Here is a 20,024-nt window from a genome sequence, read left to right as displayed (position 1 = left end):
GTGGAGAGGTGCGTGGTGGGGGGTTTGCCTCGACACTGGCGCCCGACTCTCCATTTCGATCGTGACGAATGTTAGAACGGGGATACGACAATCTGAATAAAACGATCGATTCTTGTCGTTGTGCCGATGAGCCAATGCGGATTGAATCCCAACGATAAACCTGAAATTCAGAACGTTTCCATCGGATTGCAAGATAACAGCAATTTTTTAGATCAGACCGAACAGGAGAAGATACGATGATTCTTCAAACCGAAACTGTCAAATCCGAAGTGCTGAAATTTGGCGATACGGTGTATTTGGAGCATATGAGCGGCGACTTCCTGTGCGGGGTGCATCGGGGACGTTACGACTGGCCGCAGCTGGGTCGCACGCAAAAGGTGAAATTTCAAATTGACGGCAACCGCAGCGGAGAAATTCGCAATGGAGCGATTATCCAGCTCAAGTCTACCGAATCGAGGGTTGGCGATCGCAATACGTTGGGTGCCTTTGCCGATAGTCCCGATTGCTATTACTGGGATGAGGGCTACGATACCAAAAAGCAGGCATGGCAGATTACGAAAAAAGGCGACAGTGGCGATGACACAATTCGCTACGGAGATCGGATTTATCTGACTAACCTCCACCACTCCCATCACAGGCTGTCTCGCTGTACCCGGTACCAGGGGTTCGTCACCACCGTTCCCCACGCCAACGAGTGGTGGTGCCTCAAACCCGAAGGCACTCAAGATGAGGGGGGTATCAGTTCCGAAGCGGCACTGCTCAAACAAGTCTTCGACCCCGACACCCGCGAGTTCAGTGCGGCGAACATGGCCTATTTGGCATACTGTGCCGAGGCGGTGTACCGTTCTCCCCAAGAGAGTAAAGCCCAACTCGAACAACTGGGATTTGCCATCGAGGGTGAGGAGCATTTCATTGAATTTACCTTCTCCCACACCCAATGTATTGCGGTTGGGGACGATGAAAAAATTATCATTGCCTTTCGGGGAACGGAGGGTTTGGAAGATTGGAAAACCAATATCAAACTGGACCAGGCGATGTGGAAGGTGGGTTTGGTGCATTCGGGTTTTTACAAGTCCCTGACTTCCGTTTGGCCGGCGGCGATGAAACGCCTCGAAGCACTGCGGACGAACAACCAACCGATTTGGCTGACAGGTCATAGTTTGGGTGGGGCCTTGGCGACGTTGGCCTGTGCGACGTTTCAGCAGGAATTGCCGGACTACGAGATTGCCGGGGTGTATACCTTCGGACAGCCGAAAGTGGGCGATCGCATTTTTGCTCAGGCCCTCGACAAGGAGCATCAATCCCGTTTCTTCCGAATGGTGAACAATAACGACATTGTCACTCGCGTCCCGAAATGGAAGTACGCTCATGCGGGACGGTTATTCTATTTCGATGCCAGGGGTAATTTGTTGCGCGATACCATCCCCTCTTGGCGGCATCGTTTGGAGGGTTACTCTAAAAGCTTGTTGAATTTGGATCCGGATGATATCGGCGACCATCGCATGGGAGACTATCGATTGTTGACGATGCGGCAGTTGGGTTAGTTTTTTGGGGAAGGCTGTCGGGGCACAAGCATTTGAGCGATAAACGATGGGTACAACGAAACCTAGGGATGTGCGGGTTTAGAGTGTACCCATCGTCGGGGTCAACGGCCCCATTCCCCCTACCGGTGTATCTTTGATGACGCGGGTACTTTATTTCTTTGCAAGTCCCCTAATATCTCCAAATGCACGCGCTCTCCAACCCCGCAGGGGGGAGAATGCGATCGCCATTCAGGTCTAATCGATTTAGATCCCCCCTAACCCCCCTTTTTAAGGGGGGAACTGGAAACAATGCCGAACCAACTAACAGCACCAGCATCCTCTGGCCTCCCCCTTAAGAAGGGGGACGGGAGGGGGATCTATACTTGGGGGACAGGAGAGAGATCTATACTTGGGAGATGAGAGTATAGCCGTCGCCAAGGCGATTAGGACACTTAAGAAATCAAGCTCAAGGCTTGCATTTTCTTCTCTCCCACCGCGATTGCCTGCTTCCCCCGATCGCCTTCACGATGCCCTAACGGGTGTGACGGTTGCTATACGTCGGTTGTTTCTATCGCTATCGCCACGACGGGCGCGGAGACTTCTGAATTCACATCCCCCACTCCGAAATTCCCTTTGAGATCCGATCGCAATTCCATCGATTTCCCAACAGCTCTAAGAGTGAAAATATTATGGCGGTTCAGAAAAATTTTGCTAGCTTTGACGATTTGATTGCCAATCGTAACACCCCTGCCCTGGTGACCTTTTCTCTTATACCACCGGATGCAGTTAATGTCAGATGTTTTCGCCGATTTTAGATCGGGTAAAAACTTAAATGGGCGATCGCTTAAAAATTGTCAAAATGAATACAGCGAATTATCCCAAATTGGTAGCTTAACATGAAGTCAAAGCATCGCCGAAAACGCTTTTATTTGTGGAGGGTGAGTTAGCCAGTCGGATTAAAGGGGTGATGCAAGCACCTCAATTGATGCAGTATTTGCAAAAGTTTTTGTAGGGGAAATTTAAGCATTCAGCCGTCAGCATTTAGCCGTCATATTTATACTCTTGTATAAAGCAAAAAATCAAGATTTTTAGTTGGTAACTGGAGTTTAAAGTTGTCAGGAACATTAGAATTTTGACCTGATGGCTGACGGGTAATAGCTGATAGCTAAGTACTACACATCAATCGAGTTCCATTTTTGCGAAGTGGTCTTGCAGCAGCTTGTGCATAAACCGATAGCGACCGCCGATGCGTTGGATTAGCAGGCGTTCGGTGCAGTAGTCGAGGAGAAGATCGAAGCGGAAGGGGACGTAGCGGTTCAGCCAAAGGACGATACGGAGGATAATGTGTTGGATAAAGGGATATCCGCCACCAAAAGCGCATCCAGTGAAGATTATAACAAACAATATTACGGATATAATAATGTGATGCAGCTCGGGTTCTATTGAAGTTAGGGTTAATAAAAAATCCAATATAAATTTTATAGGAAATGCAGCAATCGCTGTTATCATCGTCAAAATCATCATATTTTTGATTGAGCGTTTAATACCTTGATTTGGTTGTTTTTTAATTTCAATTTCGGATTTACATCCCTTTATTAAACCAGAGAATATACCACATAAAACTCCAACAAAAATACCAACTAATAGCCCCACAATTAAACCAATAATCACATTGAAAATAACACCAGAAATTACACTTATCATAATTCCCATGATTAGACCTAAAATCATATTTCCAGTGATGCTTTTGACTAGATAAATAAATATTTGTTGTTTGAGTTCTCGTCGAGATTTCAGCAACATAAAGATAGAAATTTCTTCAATAGTCTCTATCTCTGGCAAACCTCCAATTAACCCCCAGATCAGGGAAAAAACAAGACTGATAACCATCCCAAAAATTAAACCAAATATTAAATCAAAAAGTAGAATTACAGTTCCTCCACCCATGAGACCAATAATGAGACCCCAAATTAGACCAAGAAGAATTTTTTTCCTCTTGAACAACCACGACGGCTGCATCTGTTCGATCGAAAACTCCGTCCCAATACTCGAATCCCGTTCCATCCCTTTGGCAATAAATATCAATGTTCTCCGCACTGCTTTGCGCTGAGGCAACGACTTCGTTTTATAAGTCCGACTTAACCAGTTTGCATTCTGTTTACCGGGTTCGAGAATCAACTCCCGACTCATCACCGCATCCCAATAGGTATCGAACAAATACTCGATTTTGGCTGCGGAAGTTTCCCGCTTTTGCCACGCCGCCAGGTCGAATTTTCCCTCTACCCGCACCAATCCAAACATGGATAAAAACAGCGGTTTGGCTAACAATTCCTGCAACGCTACATCCTCGCCTACCGCCTGCCAGACATCCGATAACTTCAACCCATCGAAATACTCTTCAATCTGCATCGCAGTGAGTGGCTGCAAGTAAATCGCCCCCTGCACACTCAGCTTTTTACCAACGATGGTCTCAAATTCCTCTCGCCGACAGCACACCAAAACCCCACAGGGCCGCTTTTCGATATCTCCCGTCAACCAGGTGTTTATCGCCTCGGCGCATTGGGGCTGGAGTACTGGCGCAACCTCATCCAACCCATCCAGCAGCGGCAGCAATCTATCCTTCTCCAGCCACGATGCGCCCAAATCCTGCCGCAATCCGTATTTATCCTTCAGTTCCGCCACCAGCCAGTCAAACATTCCCACATCTGGCTGTTTCCAGGAGGATAAACTCACCAATACCGGAATCGGCTGGGTATTATCTTCTTTGGCAGCATCGAGTAATTCCCGCGCCAACTCCAGCATCGTCGTGGTTTTCCCCGCCCCCGGTTCCCCCAAAATCAACAACTGCCGCTGTTTCTGGTGAAAAACATCCTCAATCCGCGTCCCGGCTGGCAAGGGTTCCGGGGGTTTCTCCGGTTCGTACCACGTAACTTCCCAAGGCGGCGATACGGCACTATCCCACCGTTCCATCCCCAGAGATAAACGCACGGCATTATGCAGCGACTGCCCCAAGCGTCCGTTTACTTCCAACTCGACGGCTTGCAGCAGTTTAATTTGGGCGGGTTCTCGTGTTGTATCGGTGCTTTTCTTTGACGGTTCCGTTCCCGCCGTCTCCAGTCAATTTTTCCCGTAATAGTTGTGATTGGTAATCGTGCCTTGCTGAACCGGTGCGTCAATATTTTCGTTGTTGAACTGCTGCCCCGTTCCGCCCAACACTTGCTGCACGTTGCGGGCATTAACATCATCAAATTGCACCAGGGTTTGGTGAATCTCCTGGGTGAGTTGCTGCACTTGCTGTTGAAATGCCTCGTCCTTCATCGCATTGTCGAGATGCCCGGCAATATCGCGCAGTGCCGTCTCTGAACCGGTCTCGTTTACTTGTTTGAGGGCTTTCACCGCCTCGGGATTGCCCCGCAGTTTCTCGACGATCGCATCGCGTAATTTTCGGATTTTTTTGACACTCTCTTCGGTAAAATCTTCAGCAACCTTACCGATAACCCCCTCAACGAACTTCTTACCCGGTTCCGAATTCGCCACAGCTTTCAGCGTCGAAAATGCCCATGCAGCAGCGGTTAACGGTTCTACCATCTTGCAATCTCTCCAATCCAATTAAGGTACGCTCAAAATTGCGATCGAATCTTTCGATCTCCAACCAGCCCAAACCATCTCGAACGGGCTGACTATCTATGTTTTACCGAAAAAATCCGCGATCGTCCGTCGGATTTCATGTCCCAGATGCGATTTTCCGGCAAATCCTTTACACTCATAGCAACACGGACTGACCGATCGCCAAAGATAGATTAAAGCGATCGCACCGAAGCAATCACACATCGCGTCAGTCCCAATCCAGAGAAACTCAATCGACATCAATGTAACGGGCACTGGATGGCCAACCACTTCTACAATCGATTTCGCCGTCATCAATTCAAAGTATTTCAGGCGATCGTCCTCTTCGCCTGTATTTTCGCGATCGCCTGCCAAAGCCGATCGGCCCAGGAATCGACGGGGAACGGGCAAACAGTAATGTTTCGCGCCAAACTCCCCCTCGAAGCCAGACCCGCACCCCGGTGGCAACCCAACGCCACGGGATTCTTAAAACCCCTGAGTGAAGATGCCCCCAACTCGGGTTTCTTGCCCGAAACTCTGGGATTCGACGAGCAACTTTGGGGTTTGGATATCCAGGAAGACGATCGAGCGTTACTGTTGCAATCGATCGACTACAGCCTCCAATACTTAGCCTCGGCAAAAGCCGCAGCGGACTATCGAGGTTATCCGATTCCCGGCATTACCCAAGAACGGGTGGTTCGATCGTTGGAACGGTTTCGGGAGTTGGTAGAGACGGCAAGTACTCCCCAAGAGTTGCAATTGGCAGTATTCGAGGAATTTACCTTCTATCAATCCGTGGGTACAGAAGGCTTCGGGGATGTCTTGTTTACCGCCTATTTCGAGCCAGTGTACGCCGCCAGCCGAGTTCCCACCGCCGAGTATCGCTATCCCCTCTACGGCAAACCGCCGGATTTAGACACTTGGCCCAGACCTCATCCCACTCGCGGCGAACTAGAAGGAAAGGACGGGTTGCAAGGGGAAAAGGGACCGCTGAAGGGGTTGGAATTGTTTTGGCTGCGCGATCGCCTCGAAGCCTATCTGATTCACATTCAGGGTTCGGCGCGCCTGGAACTCACCGATGGCACGGAAACCACTGTGGGTTACGCCGATAATACCCGCCACGACTACACCAGTATCGGGGCAGAGTTGGTGGGGGATGGGAAACTCACCCTAGAAGAAGCGAAGATGCCGGCGATCGAGGCTTATTTTGAGGATAATCCCCCAGAACTCGACGTTTATATCCCCCGCGATCGCAGTTTCGTCTTTTTCCAGGAAAACTTCGGCACGCCGGCTTTGGGCAACCTCCAGGTTCCGGTGACGGCTTCTCGTTCGATCGCCACGGATGATACCCTGATGCCGCCGGGGGCACTGGCGTTGATTCATACCGATGTGCCTTTTGCCAATCCGTCGGGTTCGATCCAAGAACGCCGCGTCAGCCGGTACGTCCTCAATCAGGATACGGGGGGCGCGATTCGAGGACCGGGTCGGGTGGATTACTTCCTCGGTGCGGGCCCCGTGGCAGGCGATCGGGCGGGGTTGATGGTGAGTGAGGGGAAGTTGTTTTTTCTCTTATTAAAGTAGGATTTCATCAAGTGTTTCTCGAACCGGAGAACGAATGATGGATTTCCTCTTTATCGACTTAGACAATAACTGGGCGCAGGCTTGTATCGTCGAACTCGCCCAACGGTCTTTAGTCAGCGGTTACGGCGACGATCGCTTTCGTCCGGAAGCCAATCTCACCCGCGCCGAGTTGGCAGCATTAATGGTGAAGGCGTTTGCCAATGCAGATTCCGTTCGTTCTCCGGTGGTCTTTACCGATGTACCGAATACCCACTGGGCTTACGATGCGATTCAAACGGCTACGGCAAATGGGTTTTTTAGCGGGTATCCCGATGGTCGGTTTCAACCCGATCGCCTGATTCCCCGAGTACAGGCAATTTCGGTTTTGGCGGCTACCCAAGCCAGCCTTCCGGAAACCTCGATCGCCATTTTGGATCGGTATTTCGAGGATGACGAGACGATTCCCGATTGGGCAAAAGGGGGCATCGCGCGGGCAACAGCAGGGGCAATGGTGGTGAACTATCCCAACGCGAGACAACTTGAAGGCGATCGTCCCATCCGTCGGGATGAAGTGGCGGCGATGCTGTGTCGCACTCAATATATCAATGCGATCGCCCCGGAATATATTGCCGGATTTCCATTACCGCCAACCCAAGCCAGACCGGTACTCAACCAACCGCCAAAAACCCTTCAAAGTTACTTCGGCGTGCCGCTATCGGTGAATCCAAAGGGCGATCGAACCACCTATACCTACGTTTCGAGTCAGATTTGGCAGCAGTTTCCCGACTTTGAATCTGGTGGAGAATTTGCCGTCAGCTTTATCGGCGATCGGGCCGCGAATATTACCTTCTCTCCCACATCCGATCCCACCGATCCCTTTGATGGGGCATCCGCTGTGGAAACTCTATTTGAATCCGTCTTCGGCTACTCACCCGCAAAACGGGAATCCTATCCGGGGTGGAACATCGGCGGACACGAGGGTTTCGCCACCTACAAGGAATGTTTGGGAGATGGGATTGCCACCTCCTACGATTACATCGGTACGTTGGGAGGCGCGTTTCACGTCAGTTTCGAGTACGATCGCACCTGCGAGTAGAAGCCGGGGACGATCTTAAATCCGGTTGAATAACCATAATTCCGGTGGATTTAAATTAATTGCGAATTTGAACTGGCATCACCAAATGCGTCATTTTCACACCACCCAAGGGCGTTAAAATCACCGGAGAGGTGGGAGTATTCAGTTGAATTTGCACTTCCGAAGCTTGTAAATTCCGCAGAGATTCCGTCACGTAACGGACGTTAAAAGCAATCTCCAAACTTTCCCCAGAAATTTGCGCCGGCATGGCTTCCTTACCGCTACCCACATCAGCAGCTTCCACCGATAGAGATAGCTGCTGGTTTTCGGTATCCAAACTGAACTTGACGATGTTATTCTTGCGATCGGCCATCACGGCAATCCGTTCTAAGGCTGCCAGGAGTTGGCGGCGATCGACGTTCATTTGATTGTCGAACTGGTGGGGAATCAGTTGTCGGTACGCCGGATACGAGCCTTCGAGTTTGCGGCTGGTGAGGCATTGACGCTCTCCGAGTTCGAACACCACCTGCACGTCATCGCATTTGAGAGACACGATATCCCCTGCAGCATTTTTCCCGAGCATCCGTTCCAACTCCCGCAGGGCGATCGCGGGAATGGTGACTTCAAATTCTTCGGTGGGAGCGAGGACGGGTTTCTCGGCGTCGGTGTCTTCCCCATCTTCGGTTTCTTCTTCTGGATGCAGAGTTTCCACTACTGCAAGGCGATGTCCGTCGGTGGCGGCAAATTCCAACCCCTCTGAAGACACCCGCAAATGCACCCCCGTGAGGACTTGCTTGGTTTCGTCACCGCTGGTGGCAAAGAGGGTTCCCTTCAAGCCTTCCGAGAGAGCCGCCGCACTTAGTTGTACCACTTTTCCCGTGTCGATTTCCGGCAGTTCGGGAAATTCTTCAGCACTCATCCCCCGCATTTGGTAGTATTGCCCGCTTTTGGAGGTGACGGTAAACGGGGCATCTCCCCCTTCGTGATGCAGGGTAATTTCACCGTTGGGGAGTTTGGAAACGATGTCGTTGAGGAGTTTGGCCGGTAGGGCGATCTCCCCGCCATCTTCCACCTGGGCGGAAAAACCGGTGCGAATCCCCAAACTCAAGTCAAAGGCCGCAATCCGAATTCGATCGGACTCGGTATCCGCCGTGAAGAGAACGTTGGCAAGGACGGGATGGGTGGGGCGAGAGGGGACGGCGTGAATGGCAAGGGATAGGTTCGCATTCAGCTCGCTTTGGTCGCAGACAAGCTTCATAGAATTACAGCAGCGAAAACCAAGAACTCGAAAGACGGCGAGGAGTTTTTTTTGAAGATGGCGCAATCGCGCTTGACCCTCGGGATTCTAAGAGCATAAGACGCGATCGAGCGTTCGTCAACTCCCGATTTTCGATCGGGCTTCCTCCTCTGACCGCTTACTCCTACTCTATTTAATATATTTTTAGGTCGTTTATAGTAGGAGGGGCTGTGAAAACTGTGGAAAACCGTCGGCATCCTTGTTGTCATGGGAATTTGAATTTTCCACCCCCTGTGGAAAAGCTGTGGAAAACTGAGGTGAGTTTTCCACAGAGTATTTATACTTATTTAAGCTTTTCCACGATTTTTATGGGGTTTTCCACAGATATTCCCCATAGTTTTCCACAGATTTTAAGGGGGAGTTATGGATTTTTCTTGGCAATTCTTTACATATCTTAATTATTTGATAGAAAATTTTCCACAGGCTTGGGAAATCGTAAGCATTTAGCCATTAGCATTCAGAGATCGGCCAAAGTCTAACTATTTCGGGTTTTGAACATTTATTTGAACATTTATCAGATGTCCTAACTGACTCTGGGTCGTGTTATCAAACCCAGGGTTTAGGGTTTCGGGGTTCGTTACACCAGATGCCGGTGTCGATTCTCCCCGGTATTAACGTCAGTTCGGATTTATACAGTTTTAGATAATACTGTGTCAGGTGAGGGTGGGAAATGGGGAATGGGGCACTGGGAATCTCCCAACCCAAGCCGGGAACTCTGCGCTCCCGAACAGATCGAAAAAAAAGGCGATCGTTTCCGTAATTCGATGAACGATCGCCCTTCAAACTCTTAAATTTGAGACCTATAGCAGTTCGCGAGCCGTGTATTTACAGATCTAGAATCGAATTCTTTTGAAAATAAGTATTCCAATTCTTGGCTGTAACGATACCAATGCGAAGCGCTATAAAATCTCGGTCAAATTACCCAACAAAGGTAAAGGAACTACTTTCGAGATCCAGTTCGGTAATCTCAACATTATTCACGATACCAATCCGTTCATCCCGACCGCTAGTGTTCAGGAAGATGTTCGTGTGCCGTCCATTGCGCGTCGATTTCAACTCGTAATCGCTAGCGGTTCCGTGGAGTTGGATCGTATCCTCTCCCACTACAAAGTCCAGAATAATCGCGCGATCGCCCCCGCCGGCCGTTCCGTCGTTGCCATCATCGTAATAAACCCCAGACGCATCACCGAGAACGAAGGTATCGGCATCATTGCCACCCCGGAATCGATCGCGTTCTCCGCGTCCGGGTTCGTCACTATCGGGATCGACCCCCGTGAGGACATCCATTCCCGCACCACCATTGAGAAAATCATTTCCAGTACCGCCAACCATGCTGTCGTCTCCGCGAGCACCAATGAGGGTATCGTTATTTTCATCCCCAAATAGAAGATCGCTACCGGTCCGACCGTTGAGGCGATCGTTTCCTGCGTAGCCGCGAATGATATCGACTCGAGAAGTTCCATTTAAACGGTCGTTACCGGGGGTACCGTCGATGGGATTGGCGACGAGATAGTTGCCGAAGTCGATGTCGGTAACGGTTTCTGAGGAATCGATCGTGACAGTGTGAGAACCCGGTACCAAGGACGCGCTGCCACCACCGTTGATGTTAATCTCAATCTCGTAGTCACCGGTACTGTTGCCGCTACTGCTACCCTCCGCAAACGGATCGTAGTTGAAATTGTTGTAGCTGCTAACTCCCACGTAGTAGGTGTCGGACACCTCGGCGGTGAAGTCGATGTAGGAGTCATAGGTGAAGGATTCACCGGGTGCGGTCGCATCATCGTTCATGGCGACCTCAGTACCGGTGGAATCGAACAAGCGCAAAACCGAATCGACGTTAGAGCCCAACACCCTGGCATCAATATCAATGGTGACGACATCTCCGGCGTCGAGTTGCAACTTGATGAAATCGACATCCGAAGAGGAAGTGACGTTCGAGTTATCGCCGATCGAACCTGCATCGCTGAAGGTGGCGGAAATTCCGGGAGTGATGCCACTCTCGATGGCTGTGTCGATGGTATCGTTGGACTCATCGACTAGGCCATTAGAGGGATAGGTTTGCTCCCAGTTCTCTGGCACAACTTCGCCAATGGTATAGGTTCCCGGAGCGAGATCGGTGAAGGAATATTCCCCGTTGGCATTGGTGACGGTGGACTGTTCGCCGGAGTCGAATTCGCCGTTCTGGTTGTCGTCGAGATAAATCGTCCAGCCTTCTAAACCGGCTTCGTTGGCATCTCGTTCGCCATCTTCATCAAGATCGTTCCAATTGATACCCTGGATTTCACCGAGTCCGAATTCGGCGTTGCCAAAGTCGATATCGGTTGCGACCTCACCGGCATCGAGTTGGACTGTATGAGCTCCAGGAACGGCACCGTTGAGGGCGATCTCAATCTCGTAGTCACCAGTACTGCCTCCGTTACTGCTGCCTTCTTCAAACGGGTCGTAGTCGAAATTGTTGAAGCTGCTCACTCCCACGTAGTAGGTGTCGGACACCGTGGCGGTGAAGTCGATGTAGGAGTCATAGGTGAAGGATTCTCCGGGAGCGGTATCATCATCGCTCACGGCAACTTGAGTACCGGTGGAATCGAACAAGCGCAAAACCGAATCGACATCAGAGCCTAACACCCTGGCATCAATATCAATGGTGACGACATCTCCAGCATCGAGTTGCAACTCGATGAAATCGACATCCGAAGTGGGACTGACGTTCGAGTTATCCCCGATCGAACCGGCACCGCTGAAGGTGGCGGAAATTCCGGGAGAGATGCCACTCTCGATGGCTGTATCGATCGTATCGTTGGACTCATCGAGTAGGCTACCGCCATTGTCCACCACGGGATAGGTTTGGAACCAACCCGCTTGTTGTACTTCGGCAACGGTATACGATCCGGGGACGAGATTGGTGAAGGAATATTCCCCGTTGGCATCGGTGACGGTGGACTGTTCGCCGGAGTCGAATTCGCCATTATTGTTGGCATCGAGATAAATCGTCCAACCTTCTAAACCGGGTTCGTTGTTATCCCAAACGCTATCTGCATCGAGATCGTGCCACTTAACCCCTTCAATGGTTGCTGGATTGGAGAGGACGTTACCGAAGTTGATATCTTCAAGCTCTTGATCTTCTGCAACTTCGAGGGTGTAGGTGCCTGAACTGGGGTAAGTCTGCGTCCATCCCGGTTGCAACACTTCAGCAACCGTATAAGTTCCGGGGGTGACGGGATTGAAGCGATAGTTGCCATCGGCATCAGTGACGACAGAACGCTCGCCGGAGTCAAGTTGGCCGTTATTATTATCGTCAAAGTAAATCGTCCAACCTTCTAAGCCGGGTTCGTTGTTATCCCAAACGCCGTCTTCGTCGAAATCGTGCCACTTGCTACCCTCGATGCTACCAGGCGTGGAGGCTGTTAATGCCCCGAAGGCATTTAAGCGCCCTCCGGTGACGGTAATACCATCGAGTGCATCGATCGGATCGACACTGGCGAGAATTCGCTCTTTCACTTCCAAGGCACTCAACTCCGAATCGTCTGCCCAGAGGAGGGCAGCCACCCCCGCCACGTGGGGAGAAGCCATAGACGTTCCGTTGTAAGAGGCGTAGGAGTTACCGGGTAGGGTACTGTATATGCCAGAACCCGGTGCACCCAAGTCTACGGTTGTGGCTCCATAATTAGAAAACCCAGATTTGCGATCGTTACGGTCAGTTGCTGCGACAGAGATGATGTTATCGAGGTCGTAGCTCGCAGGATAGGATGGGGAATTATCGTTATTGTTTGAAGCATTTCCGGCTGCGGCGACAAACAACTGGTCTGCATTTCCAGCTGCTTCGATCGCGTCGTATAGGGATTGGGAAAAGCCTCCTCCACCCCAACTATTATTGGTCAGGTCGATGTTGACCCCATATCGGGTTTTCATCATCGTGGCGTATTCGATCGACTGGATAGCCGCGAAAGTCGTACCCGAACCGTTGGCACCGAGAAATTTCAGCCCCATAATTTGAGCCGACCAATTCACCCCCGTCGCCCCAGTGCCATTATTCCCTCGGGCAGCAATGGTTCCGGCAACGTGGGTTCCGTGTCCTTCATCGTCGAAGGGGTCGCCGTCATTGTTGACAAAGTCGTAGCCGTGGATGTCATCGATGTAGCCGTTGCCGTCGTTATCGATACCATCTCCAGCAATTTCGCCAGGATTGGTCCAGATATTATCGGCTAAATCCGGGTGAGTGTAGTCTACGCCAGTATCGATAACGCCCACCACGACATCGCTGCTGCCGGTGGTGATATCCCAAGCTTCCACCGCATCGATGTCGGCATCGGGGGTGCCGCCGTTTTGTCCGGTGTTGTGGAGACCCCAATGTTGGTTGAAATCGGAGTCGTCGGGGATGGCAGTCGTGCGAACGATGTAGTTGGGTTCGATGTATTCGATCGCCGGGTTGTTGCTGTGGGCGGCGATCGCAGCGTCCACATCTCCCTGAATCGACCACAGTTGCACCCCGGAAGTATTGGTGGTTCCGAGAACGGATGCCCCTAAACTCGCTTGCAGCGTACTAATTTGGGCCGATTGTATGTCGGAATTAAATTTGATTAGAACTTGATTGTCAACGGCTTCGGGCGCGACATTATTGACGCTAGCTGAGTTGAGTTCTTTGGAGTTGAGAATTTCGTTCTCTGTAAGCTTTCCGGAATTTGATGTGTTTTGATTCATGATTGATGCGATTCTTCGTGATTTCTCGATCGAATAACAGTCAAGTTAGCGCCACTTCATACAGTGCAGCAAAAGTAAGTCATCAGTTTTTTTTGAGCGATACAGCCAGAGTGCGATCGCTCATAGGCAATGAGAAAGCACGAGAAAAATACGGAATTGGATAATTACGACGTTAGAAAAAATTTTAACTCGCCGTTCCAGTACCGCAATATTCTGCGCCCTGCCAGTGAATTCACCTTCGGGTTTACAGCATGCGCTGAATGCTTACATATTTTCTGGGAAGCGATGGTTATTTTTGGCTGCCCCAGACCCAATAAAGATGTGTTCCAAAATCTTAAAGTTGCTTCAATGCGCTCGCGATTGCGGCATGGCTTTTAGCAACTTTAAGCTGCATTTCTTTTGTCAAGGATTTTTCTCAATCTGAAACTCGACTAACTATTTGAGTTCGAATTGAGCGGTTGAAACTAGAGCATACTTCTTGCACTAAGAGAGCAATTTTTTGCGTGTAACGCATACACTCAACGAAGCAAGAATCCTCTTTGAAAGCCATTGTTAAACTTTTTTAACCGGTAAAGTCAATTTATCAATAGACTTTACCAAAACTATACAAATAATTTAACCAATATTTTTTGATTTGACGTTTAATCCGGATTAAAAAGCCACTTTAAATTTTTTGTTAAAAATTACAATTTTAAGCATATAATCCTGAAAATTTTAGTTTTTGCTTAATTTTTAGGATTTTTATTTTTTAAAATAAATGGGCTATTGTGCGGAGTTATTTTTTTTTGAACGGCTTTTTTGGCTATCTAAAAAAGAGCGATTTTAATTCTTTGCAAGGAAATACGGAACAAAAGCGATCGGACAATCGCTTTACAAATTCCCAAAATAATATATAATTCCTTGAATCATTTAATAAATTGGTTAAAATTGTTAAATTGACGAAATCGAGTCTATTTTTTATGTTTTGAACGGCGCGATCGAAGGATGGAAGCGCAAGTTATTACAGAGGAAAGAAGAAGTAGAAGGCGAGGGTTTCGATAAAATCACCGAAATACTCGCCCTCGAGATTAGAGAGTCTAGATCGAAAATTTGGGTAAACTTATCTAGACAAACACAAAAGAACTACTTTCGAGATCTAGTTCGGAGACATCGATATTGCGCACCAAACCAATCCGTTCGGATACGTTATCCGTTTTCAGGAAGATGTTGGTGCCGTTAGAAGCCGATTGCAACTCGTAATCATCCCTAGTTCCGTGGAGTTGAATCGTATCCTCACCTACGGCGAAATTAAAGATAGTCGCCCGATCGCCCCCACTCGTTGCATCGTTGCCATTATCGTAATAGACGGTTGATGCATCGCCGAGGACGAAAATATCCGCACCGCTGCCACCTCGGAATCGATCGACCTCTCCAAGTCCGGGTTGGGCACTTTCGGGATCGACTCCAACGAGGACATCCATTCCGCTACTACCGTTGACAATATCGTCTCCCGTACCGCCAATCAGGGTATCGTCTCCAACACCGCCTTGTAAGGTATCTCGACCTTCATCTCCGAAGAGGAAATCCCGATTTTCCAAACCCCGCAGGCGATCGTTCCCTGCGAAACCGCGAATCAGATCGAACCCAGCAGTTCCGTCGATACTTTCAGCATTGGGGGTACCCTCGATAAGATTGGCGACGAAACGGTTGCCAAAATCCAAATCGGCGATCGCATCTCCAGGATCGAGATTCACCGTATAAAACCCGTCGCTTGGGTGAGTTTGTTCCCAACCCGGTTGCAAGACTTCCGCAACGACATAGCTTCCCGCATCGAGATCGGTGAAACTGTAGTTGCCATCGGCATCGGTGACGGTAGACACTTCCTCACCATCCAACACGCCGTTGCCGTTGTCGTCGAGGTAAATCGTCCATCCTTCCAACCCCGATTCGCCCACATCGCGAACGCCGTCACCGTCGATGTCGTTCCACTTGCTGCCGGAGAGTTCCCCAGGCAGGGTGATATTGCCGAAATCGATGCCGTTGACGGTTTCGCTGGGGTCAAGCGAAACCTCGTGGCTGCCGGTACTCGGGTGAGTTTGTTCCCATCCCGGTTCGATGACTTCGGCGATGGTATAGGTTCCAGCATCTACAGAGAAGGAGTAGTTCCCCAACTCGTCCGTGGTGGTAAAGGTTTCGTCGGCATCGAGTTCGCCGTTGTCGTTATCGTCGATGTAAATCGTCCAGTTAGCCAGTCCCGGTTCTCCGTCATCGCGAATGCCGTCGCCATCGAGATCGTGCCACTTGCTACCGGCGATTTCACCCAGCAGGCTTTGGTTGCCGAAGTCGATGTCGGTGACGATTTCCCCCGGATTGACAGTGACGGTGTGAGTTCCAAATCCCGAAGAATCGCTCCCTCCACCATTGAGGGCAATCTCAATTTGGTAGTCACCATCACTGAGACCGCTACTGCTGCCTTCTTCAAACGGGTCGTAGCTGAAATTGTTGTAGCTGCTAATCCCCACGTAGTAGGTATCGGAAACCGCGGCAGTGAATTCGAGATAGGAGTCGAGACTGAAAGATTCGCCTGGTGCTGGGAAATCATCGCTCATAGCAACTTGACTGCCGCTAGAATCGAACAATCGCAAGACCGAATCCAGGGAAGACCCAAACTCGGCTGCATCAATGTCGATGGTGACGATATCGCCGGCGTTGAGTTGCAACTCGATTAAGTCTACGTCAGCCGAAGGACTCACGTTCGAGTTGTCACCGATGGAACCTGCATCGCTGAAGCTTGCAGGAATGCTGGAGGTGAGTCCGCTGGCAATTGCTGTCAAAATCGTGTCGTTGGACTCATCGAGTACGCTGCCACGAAGACTGGGATAGGTCTGCTGCCAACCATCTTGTTGGACTTCGGCAACGGTATAGGTTCCCGGCGTCAGGTTCGCGAAAGAATATTCTCCGTTGACATCGGTGACGGTAAACTGTTCCCCGGTATCGAGTTCGCCGTTCTCGTTATCATCGAGGAAAATCGTCCAGCCTTCCAATCCCAGTTCGTCGGCATCTTGAATCCCATTGCCGTCGATATCGTTCCACTTGATACCTTGAATTGCGCCGGGGTCGAGTTCGGCATTGCCAAAGTTAATGTCGGTTGCCACTTCATCCGGTGCCAGTTCCAGGATATGAGTTCCTTCACCCACTTCCGAAACGACCACGTCATCGACATACCACCCTTCAAAAGTGTTGGCGAGACTATCGATCGTGTCGAAGTCGAATTGAATCTCGATCGAACTCCCAGCATAATCGCTCAAATTCAGGGTGGCATTCGTCCAACCCGTCGTCGGATCGTCGAGTAAGTCGGCATTCGACGCGATCGCCTCAAAGGCACCGCCATTCTCGGAAATTAGAACTCGGGCACTATCCCAAGGATTCCCCCCTTCACTGGCGAGAACGTAATTAAACGAGAGTTCGGGATTGGTAACTCCTGTTAAATCGATCGTTGGCGAAGTAATCCGACCGGCAGTATCTCCGACATCGTAGTTGCCGCGATCGTTGGGACCTTCTCCGGTACCGAAATAGACGCTATCCTCAGCGGAGTGACCCGGTTGGTTGCCGCGTCCGGTGGATAAATGCCACAGTCCCGGAACCGTTGCACCAGTGTTATCGATAGTAAATCCATCCAGGCTGGGGTTGCCGTTGCTATCGCTGAAATCGGCATTGAAGAGTTCGATCGAACCCAGGAATGGAGAGGTTTGTCCCCAACCCGGTTGTTGTACCTCCGCGACGATATAGGAACCGGCAGGGAGATTGTCGAAGGTATATTCCCCGTTGGTATCGGTGACAGTGGAAAGTTCCCCCGGATCGAATTCGCCGTTGTTGTTGGCATCGATGTAGATCGTCCAGCCTTCCAACCCCGGTTCTGCCGCATCCCGAACCCCGTCTTTGTCCAAATCGTTCCACTTCACCCCGGTAATTTCCGCCGGGTTGGTGAGAAGGTTACCGAAGTCGATATCGGTTACATCTTCGCTTTCTCCCACTTCAACGCTATGAGTTCCGGGTGCATTGGGGTAAGTCTGCGTCCATCCCGATTGCAACACTTCGCCGACCGTATAGGTGCCGGGGGTCACGAAACTGAAGCGATAGTTGCCATCGGCATCGGTGACGGTGGAACGTTCGCCGGAGTCGAGTTCGCCGTTGTTGTTGTCGTCGATGTAGATCGTCCACCCCGAGAGGGTTGGTTCGTTGCCATCGAGAACGCCATCGCCATCGAGATCGTGCCACTTGCTGCCTTCGATGCTGCCGGCGACGGGGGAGACTAGGGCTTGCAAGGCGTTCAACCGCCCTCCCGTCACAGTAATGCCATCGAGTGCAGCGATCGGATCGACGCTGGAGAGAATTTGCTCTTTCACCTCCAAGGCTGTGAAATCCGCATCTTGAGACCACAGGAGGGCTGCTACTCCGGCCACGTGGGGCGTTGCCATCGAAGTCCCGCTTAAAAAGCCGTAGTTCCCGTTGGGCAGAGTACTCCAAATATTAGAACCCGGTGCACCCAAATCTGTTGAGGTTTCGCCGAAATTGGAAAATCCAGACTTGTTGTCGTTATCGTCTGTTGCAGCTACAGAAATGATGTTATCCAGGTCGTAATTAGAAGGGTAGTGTGGAGTTAGATCGTTGTCATCGCCAATACCATCGAAACCTCCGTTCCCAGCTGCGGCAATGAATAACTGGTCGGCATCGCCAGCCGCTTCGATCGCATCGGACAATGCCTGGGAAAAGCCTCCACCCCCCCAACTGTTATTGGTGAGGTTGATGTTGACCCCATACTGGGTTTTCATCATCGTGGCGTATTCGATCGCCTGGATGGCCGCGAAAGTCGTACCCGAACCGCCAGCATCGAGAAACTTCAGCCCCATAATTTGGGCAGACCAATTGACCCCCGTTGCCCCAGTGCCGTTGTTTCCTCGGGCGGCAATGGTTCCGGATACGTGGGTTCCGTGACCGTTATCGTCGAAAGGGTCGCCGTCGTTGTTGATAAAGTCGTAGCCGTGGACATCATCGACGTAGCCGTTGCCGTCGTTATCGATGCCGTCTCCAGCTATTTCGCCGGGATTGGTCCAGATGTTATCGACTAAATCCGGGTGAGTGTAGTCGACGCCAGTATCGATGACACCCACCACGACATCGCTGCTGCCGGTGGTGATGTCCCAGGCTTCTGCTGCGTCGATGTCAGCATCGGGGGTGCCGCCAGTTTGTCCGGTGTTGTTGAGACCCCAATGTTGGTCGAAATCGGGATCGTCGGGGATGGCTGTGGTTTGGACGATGTAGTTGGGTTCGATGTATTCGATCGCCGGGTTGTTGCGGTGGGCGGCGATCGCAGCATCTGCATCTCCCCGAATCGACCACAGTTGCACCCCGGAAGTATTGGTGGTTTCGAGAACGGAAGCCCCTAAACTCGCTTGCAGGGTACTAATGTCGGCAGATCGAATGCCGGGATTGAATTTAACGATAACTTGATTAGCAACGGCTTCGGGTTCTTGATTTTGCGTGTTTTCTGAGTCGGAAGAACTGCCCTCGGGCAATTGATTTTTAGGGTCTGCAAATTCTGCAAACTCTCCGGAAATGGATGAATTGCGATTCATCATTATGGCTATCCCTAGTGATTTGCACTTGGACAACACTTCATGCAATTCGGCAGAAGGTCGTTATCGATGTGTTTGGAGAGATTTATCGAACGGAAAGTCTTCAGGAGCGCGATCTCTCCAATTGGGTTAACACGTTTTTACAGCATGGAATCTCAAATGCGATCGAATGCGATCGAATGCGATCGGGCTTGGCGGCAGATATTTTAGTGACGCACGGTCAGAGCGTGCAAGAGCCTCAATTTGAGATTGGGAAATAAATTTAGTGATGCATTTTCCCTGTCAAGGTATTTCTGCCAATTTGTATTTAGCGTGTCTGGTGAGTTATAAGCAGACTTTATCAAAAATATGCAGAATTTTGTTTAAATCTCTAGGTTTTATTGATATTTCAGACTGGAAGTTTTTACCCGCAGTGTTGACGAAGCGTTTCCCTCGTACAGATGAAACTCATTCATAACAAGGGGTTTAACGCTAAATTTTAACACAGCCTAGCCTGGTTTATTCACGAGCGGGTTGCGAAGGTGCGATCGCGATCGGAATGACTCATGACAGGATTTGGATGAGAAAAAATACTCAGTGCGATGCCTAAAAACCCCTTATGCGAAGAAATTAGAGACACCATTTTAGGCTCTTTTTCTTAAGCGCGATCG

The 20,024-nt window shown here is 50.3% G+C and carries 10 protein-coding genes; 4 read left to right on the top strand and 6 right to left on the bottom strand.

Annotation, left to right across the window (positions count from 1 at the left end; all coding sequences use genetic code 11):
* Positions 1-236 precede the first annotated feature (236 nt).
* Positions 237-1,544: a lipase family protein gene (locus tag AC2215_RS16685; RefSeq protein WP_486811125.1), complete on the top strand. Its 1,308-nt coding sequence runs from the start codon at positions 237-239 to the stop codon at positions 1,542-1,544.
* Between the two features lie 1,158 nt (positions 1,545-2,702).
* On the opposite strand, the gene AC2215_RS16680 is transcribed toward AC2215_RS16685, so the two are convergent.
* The 3 genes from AC2215_RS16680 to AC2215_RS16670 all read right to left on the bottom strand — a co-directional run bounded on the left by AC2215_RS16680 (position 2,703) and on the right by AC2215_RS16670 (position 5,354).
* The gene (locus AC2215_RS16680) at positions 2,703-4,493 is read right to left on the bottom strand and encodes an NACHT domain-containing protein (RefSeq protein WP_486811233.1); all 1,791 of its coding nucleotides are present in this window, start codon (positions 4,491-4,493) and stop codon (positions 2,703-2,705) included.
* Between the two features lie 147 nt (positions 4,494-4,640).
* On the bottom strand, positions 4,641-5,111 hold the full coding sequence (locus AC2215_RS16675; RefSeq protein ID WP_486811124.1) for a hypothetical protein: 471 nt from the start codon (positions 5,109-5,111) through the stop codon (positions 4,641-4,643).
* Positions 5,112-5,207: 96 nt separating this feature from the next.
* On the bottom strand, positions 5,208-5,354 hold the full coding sequence (locus tag AC2215_RS16670) for a hypothetical protein (protein ID WP_486811123.1): 147 nt from the start codon (positions 5,352-5,354) through the stop codon (positions 5,208-5,210).
* Positions 5,355-5,408: 54 nt separating this feature from the next.
* Here AC2215_RS16670 and mltA point away from each other — a divergent pair, with 54 nt between their 5' ends.
* Positions 5,409-6,710 (top strand): murein transglycosylase A, encoded by a 1,302-nt coding sequence (gene mltA, locus AC2215_RS16665; RefSeq protein WP_486811122.1) that lies wholly within the window; start codon positions 5,409-5,411, stop codon positions 6,708-6,710.
* A gap of 34 nt (positions 6,711-6,744) precedes the next feature.
* Positions 6,745-7,785: an S-layer homology domain-containing protein gene (locus AC2215_RS16660; RefSeq protein WP_486811121.1), complete on the top strand. Its 1,041-nt coding sequence runs from the start codon at positions 6,745-6,747 to the stop codon at positions 7,783-7,785.
* 55 nt (positions 7,786-7,840) lie between these two features.
* Here AC2215_RS16660 and dnaN read toward each other — a convergent pair whose 3' ends face one another.
* From dnaN to AC2215_RS16645, 3 genes are all read right to left on the bottom strand, one after another.
* Entirely contained in the window at positions 7,841-9,022 is a 1,182-nt protein-coding gene (gene dnaN, locus AC2215_RS16655; protein WP_486811120.1) for a DNA polymerase III subunit beta, read from the bottom strand.
* A gap of 957 nt (positions 9,023-9,979) precedes the next feature.
* A complete protein-coding gene (locus AC2215_RS16650) occupies positions 9,980-13,759 on the bottom strand; it encodes a S8 family serine peptidase (RefSeq protein WP_486811119.1) in 3,780 nt (1,259 codons plus the stop codon).
* Positions 13,760-14,862: 1,103 nt separating this feature from the next.
* Positions 14,863-19,377, bottom strand: a complete 4,515-nt coding sequence (locus tag AC2215_RS16645; protein ID WP_486811118.1) for an SdrD B-like domain-containing protein — start codon at positions 19,375-19,377, stop codon at positions 14,863-14,865.
* A gap of 14 nt (positions 19,378-19,391) precedes the next feature.
* Between AC2215_RS16645 and AC2215_RS16640 the strand changes: the two genes are divergently transcribed.
* Positions 19,392-19,634, top strand: coding sequence for a hypothetical protein (locus tag AC2215_RS16640; protein WP_486811117.1), 243 nt, complete (start codon positions 19,392-19,394; stop codon positions 19,632-19,634).
* The last annotated feature ends 390 nt before the right edge of the window (positions 19,635-20,024 follow it).

Source organism: Zarconia sp. (genome assembly GCF_057467645.1).
This window is presented reverse-complemented; position numbering and strand designations above follow the sequence as displayed.

Coding starts and splice junctions, on each gene's coding strand:
- AC2215_RS16670 (WP_486811123.1), bottom strand. CDS start 5,354: ATGTGTGATTGCTTCGGTGCGATCGCTTTAATCTATCTTTGGCGATCG.
- dnaN (WP_486811120.1), bottom strand. CDS start 9,022: ATGAAGCTTGTCTGCGACCAAAGCGAGCTGAATGCGAACCTATCCCTT.
- AC2215_RS16645 (WP_486811118.1), bottom strand. CDS start 19,377: ATGATGAATCGCAATTCATCCATTTCCGGAGAGTTTGCAGAATTTGCA.
- AC2215_RS16660 (WP_486811121.1), top strand. CDS start 6,745: ATGATGGATTTCCTCTTTATCGACTTAGACAATAACTGGGCGCAGGCT.
- AC2215_RS16685 (WP_486811125.1), top strand. CDS start 237: ATGATTCTTCAAACCGAAACTGTCAAATCCGAAGTGCTGAAATTTGGC.
- AC2215_RS16680 (WP_486811233.1), bottom strand. CDS start 4,493: ATGGAACGGTGGGATAGTGCCGTATCGCCGCCTTGGGAAGTTACGTGG.
- AC2215_RS16650 (WP_486811119.1), bottom strand. CDS start 13,759: ATGAATCAAAACACATCAAATTCCGGAAAGCTTACAGAGAACGAAATT.
- AC2215_RS16675 (WP_486811124.1), bottom strand. CDS start 5,111: ATGGTAGAACCGTTAACCGCTGCTGCATGGGCATTTTCGACGCTGAAA.
- mltA (WP_486811122.1), top strand. CDS start 5,409: ATGGCCAACCACTTCTACAATCGATTTCGCCGTCATCAATTCAAAGTA.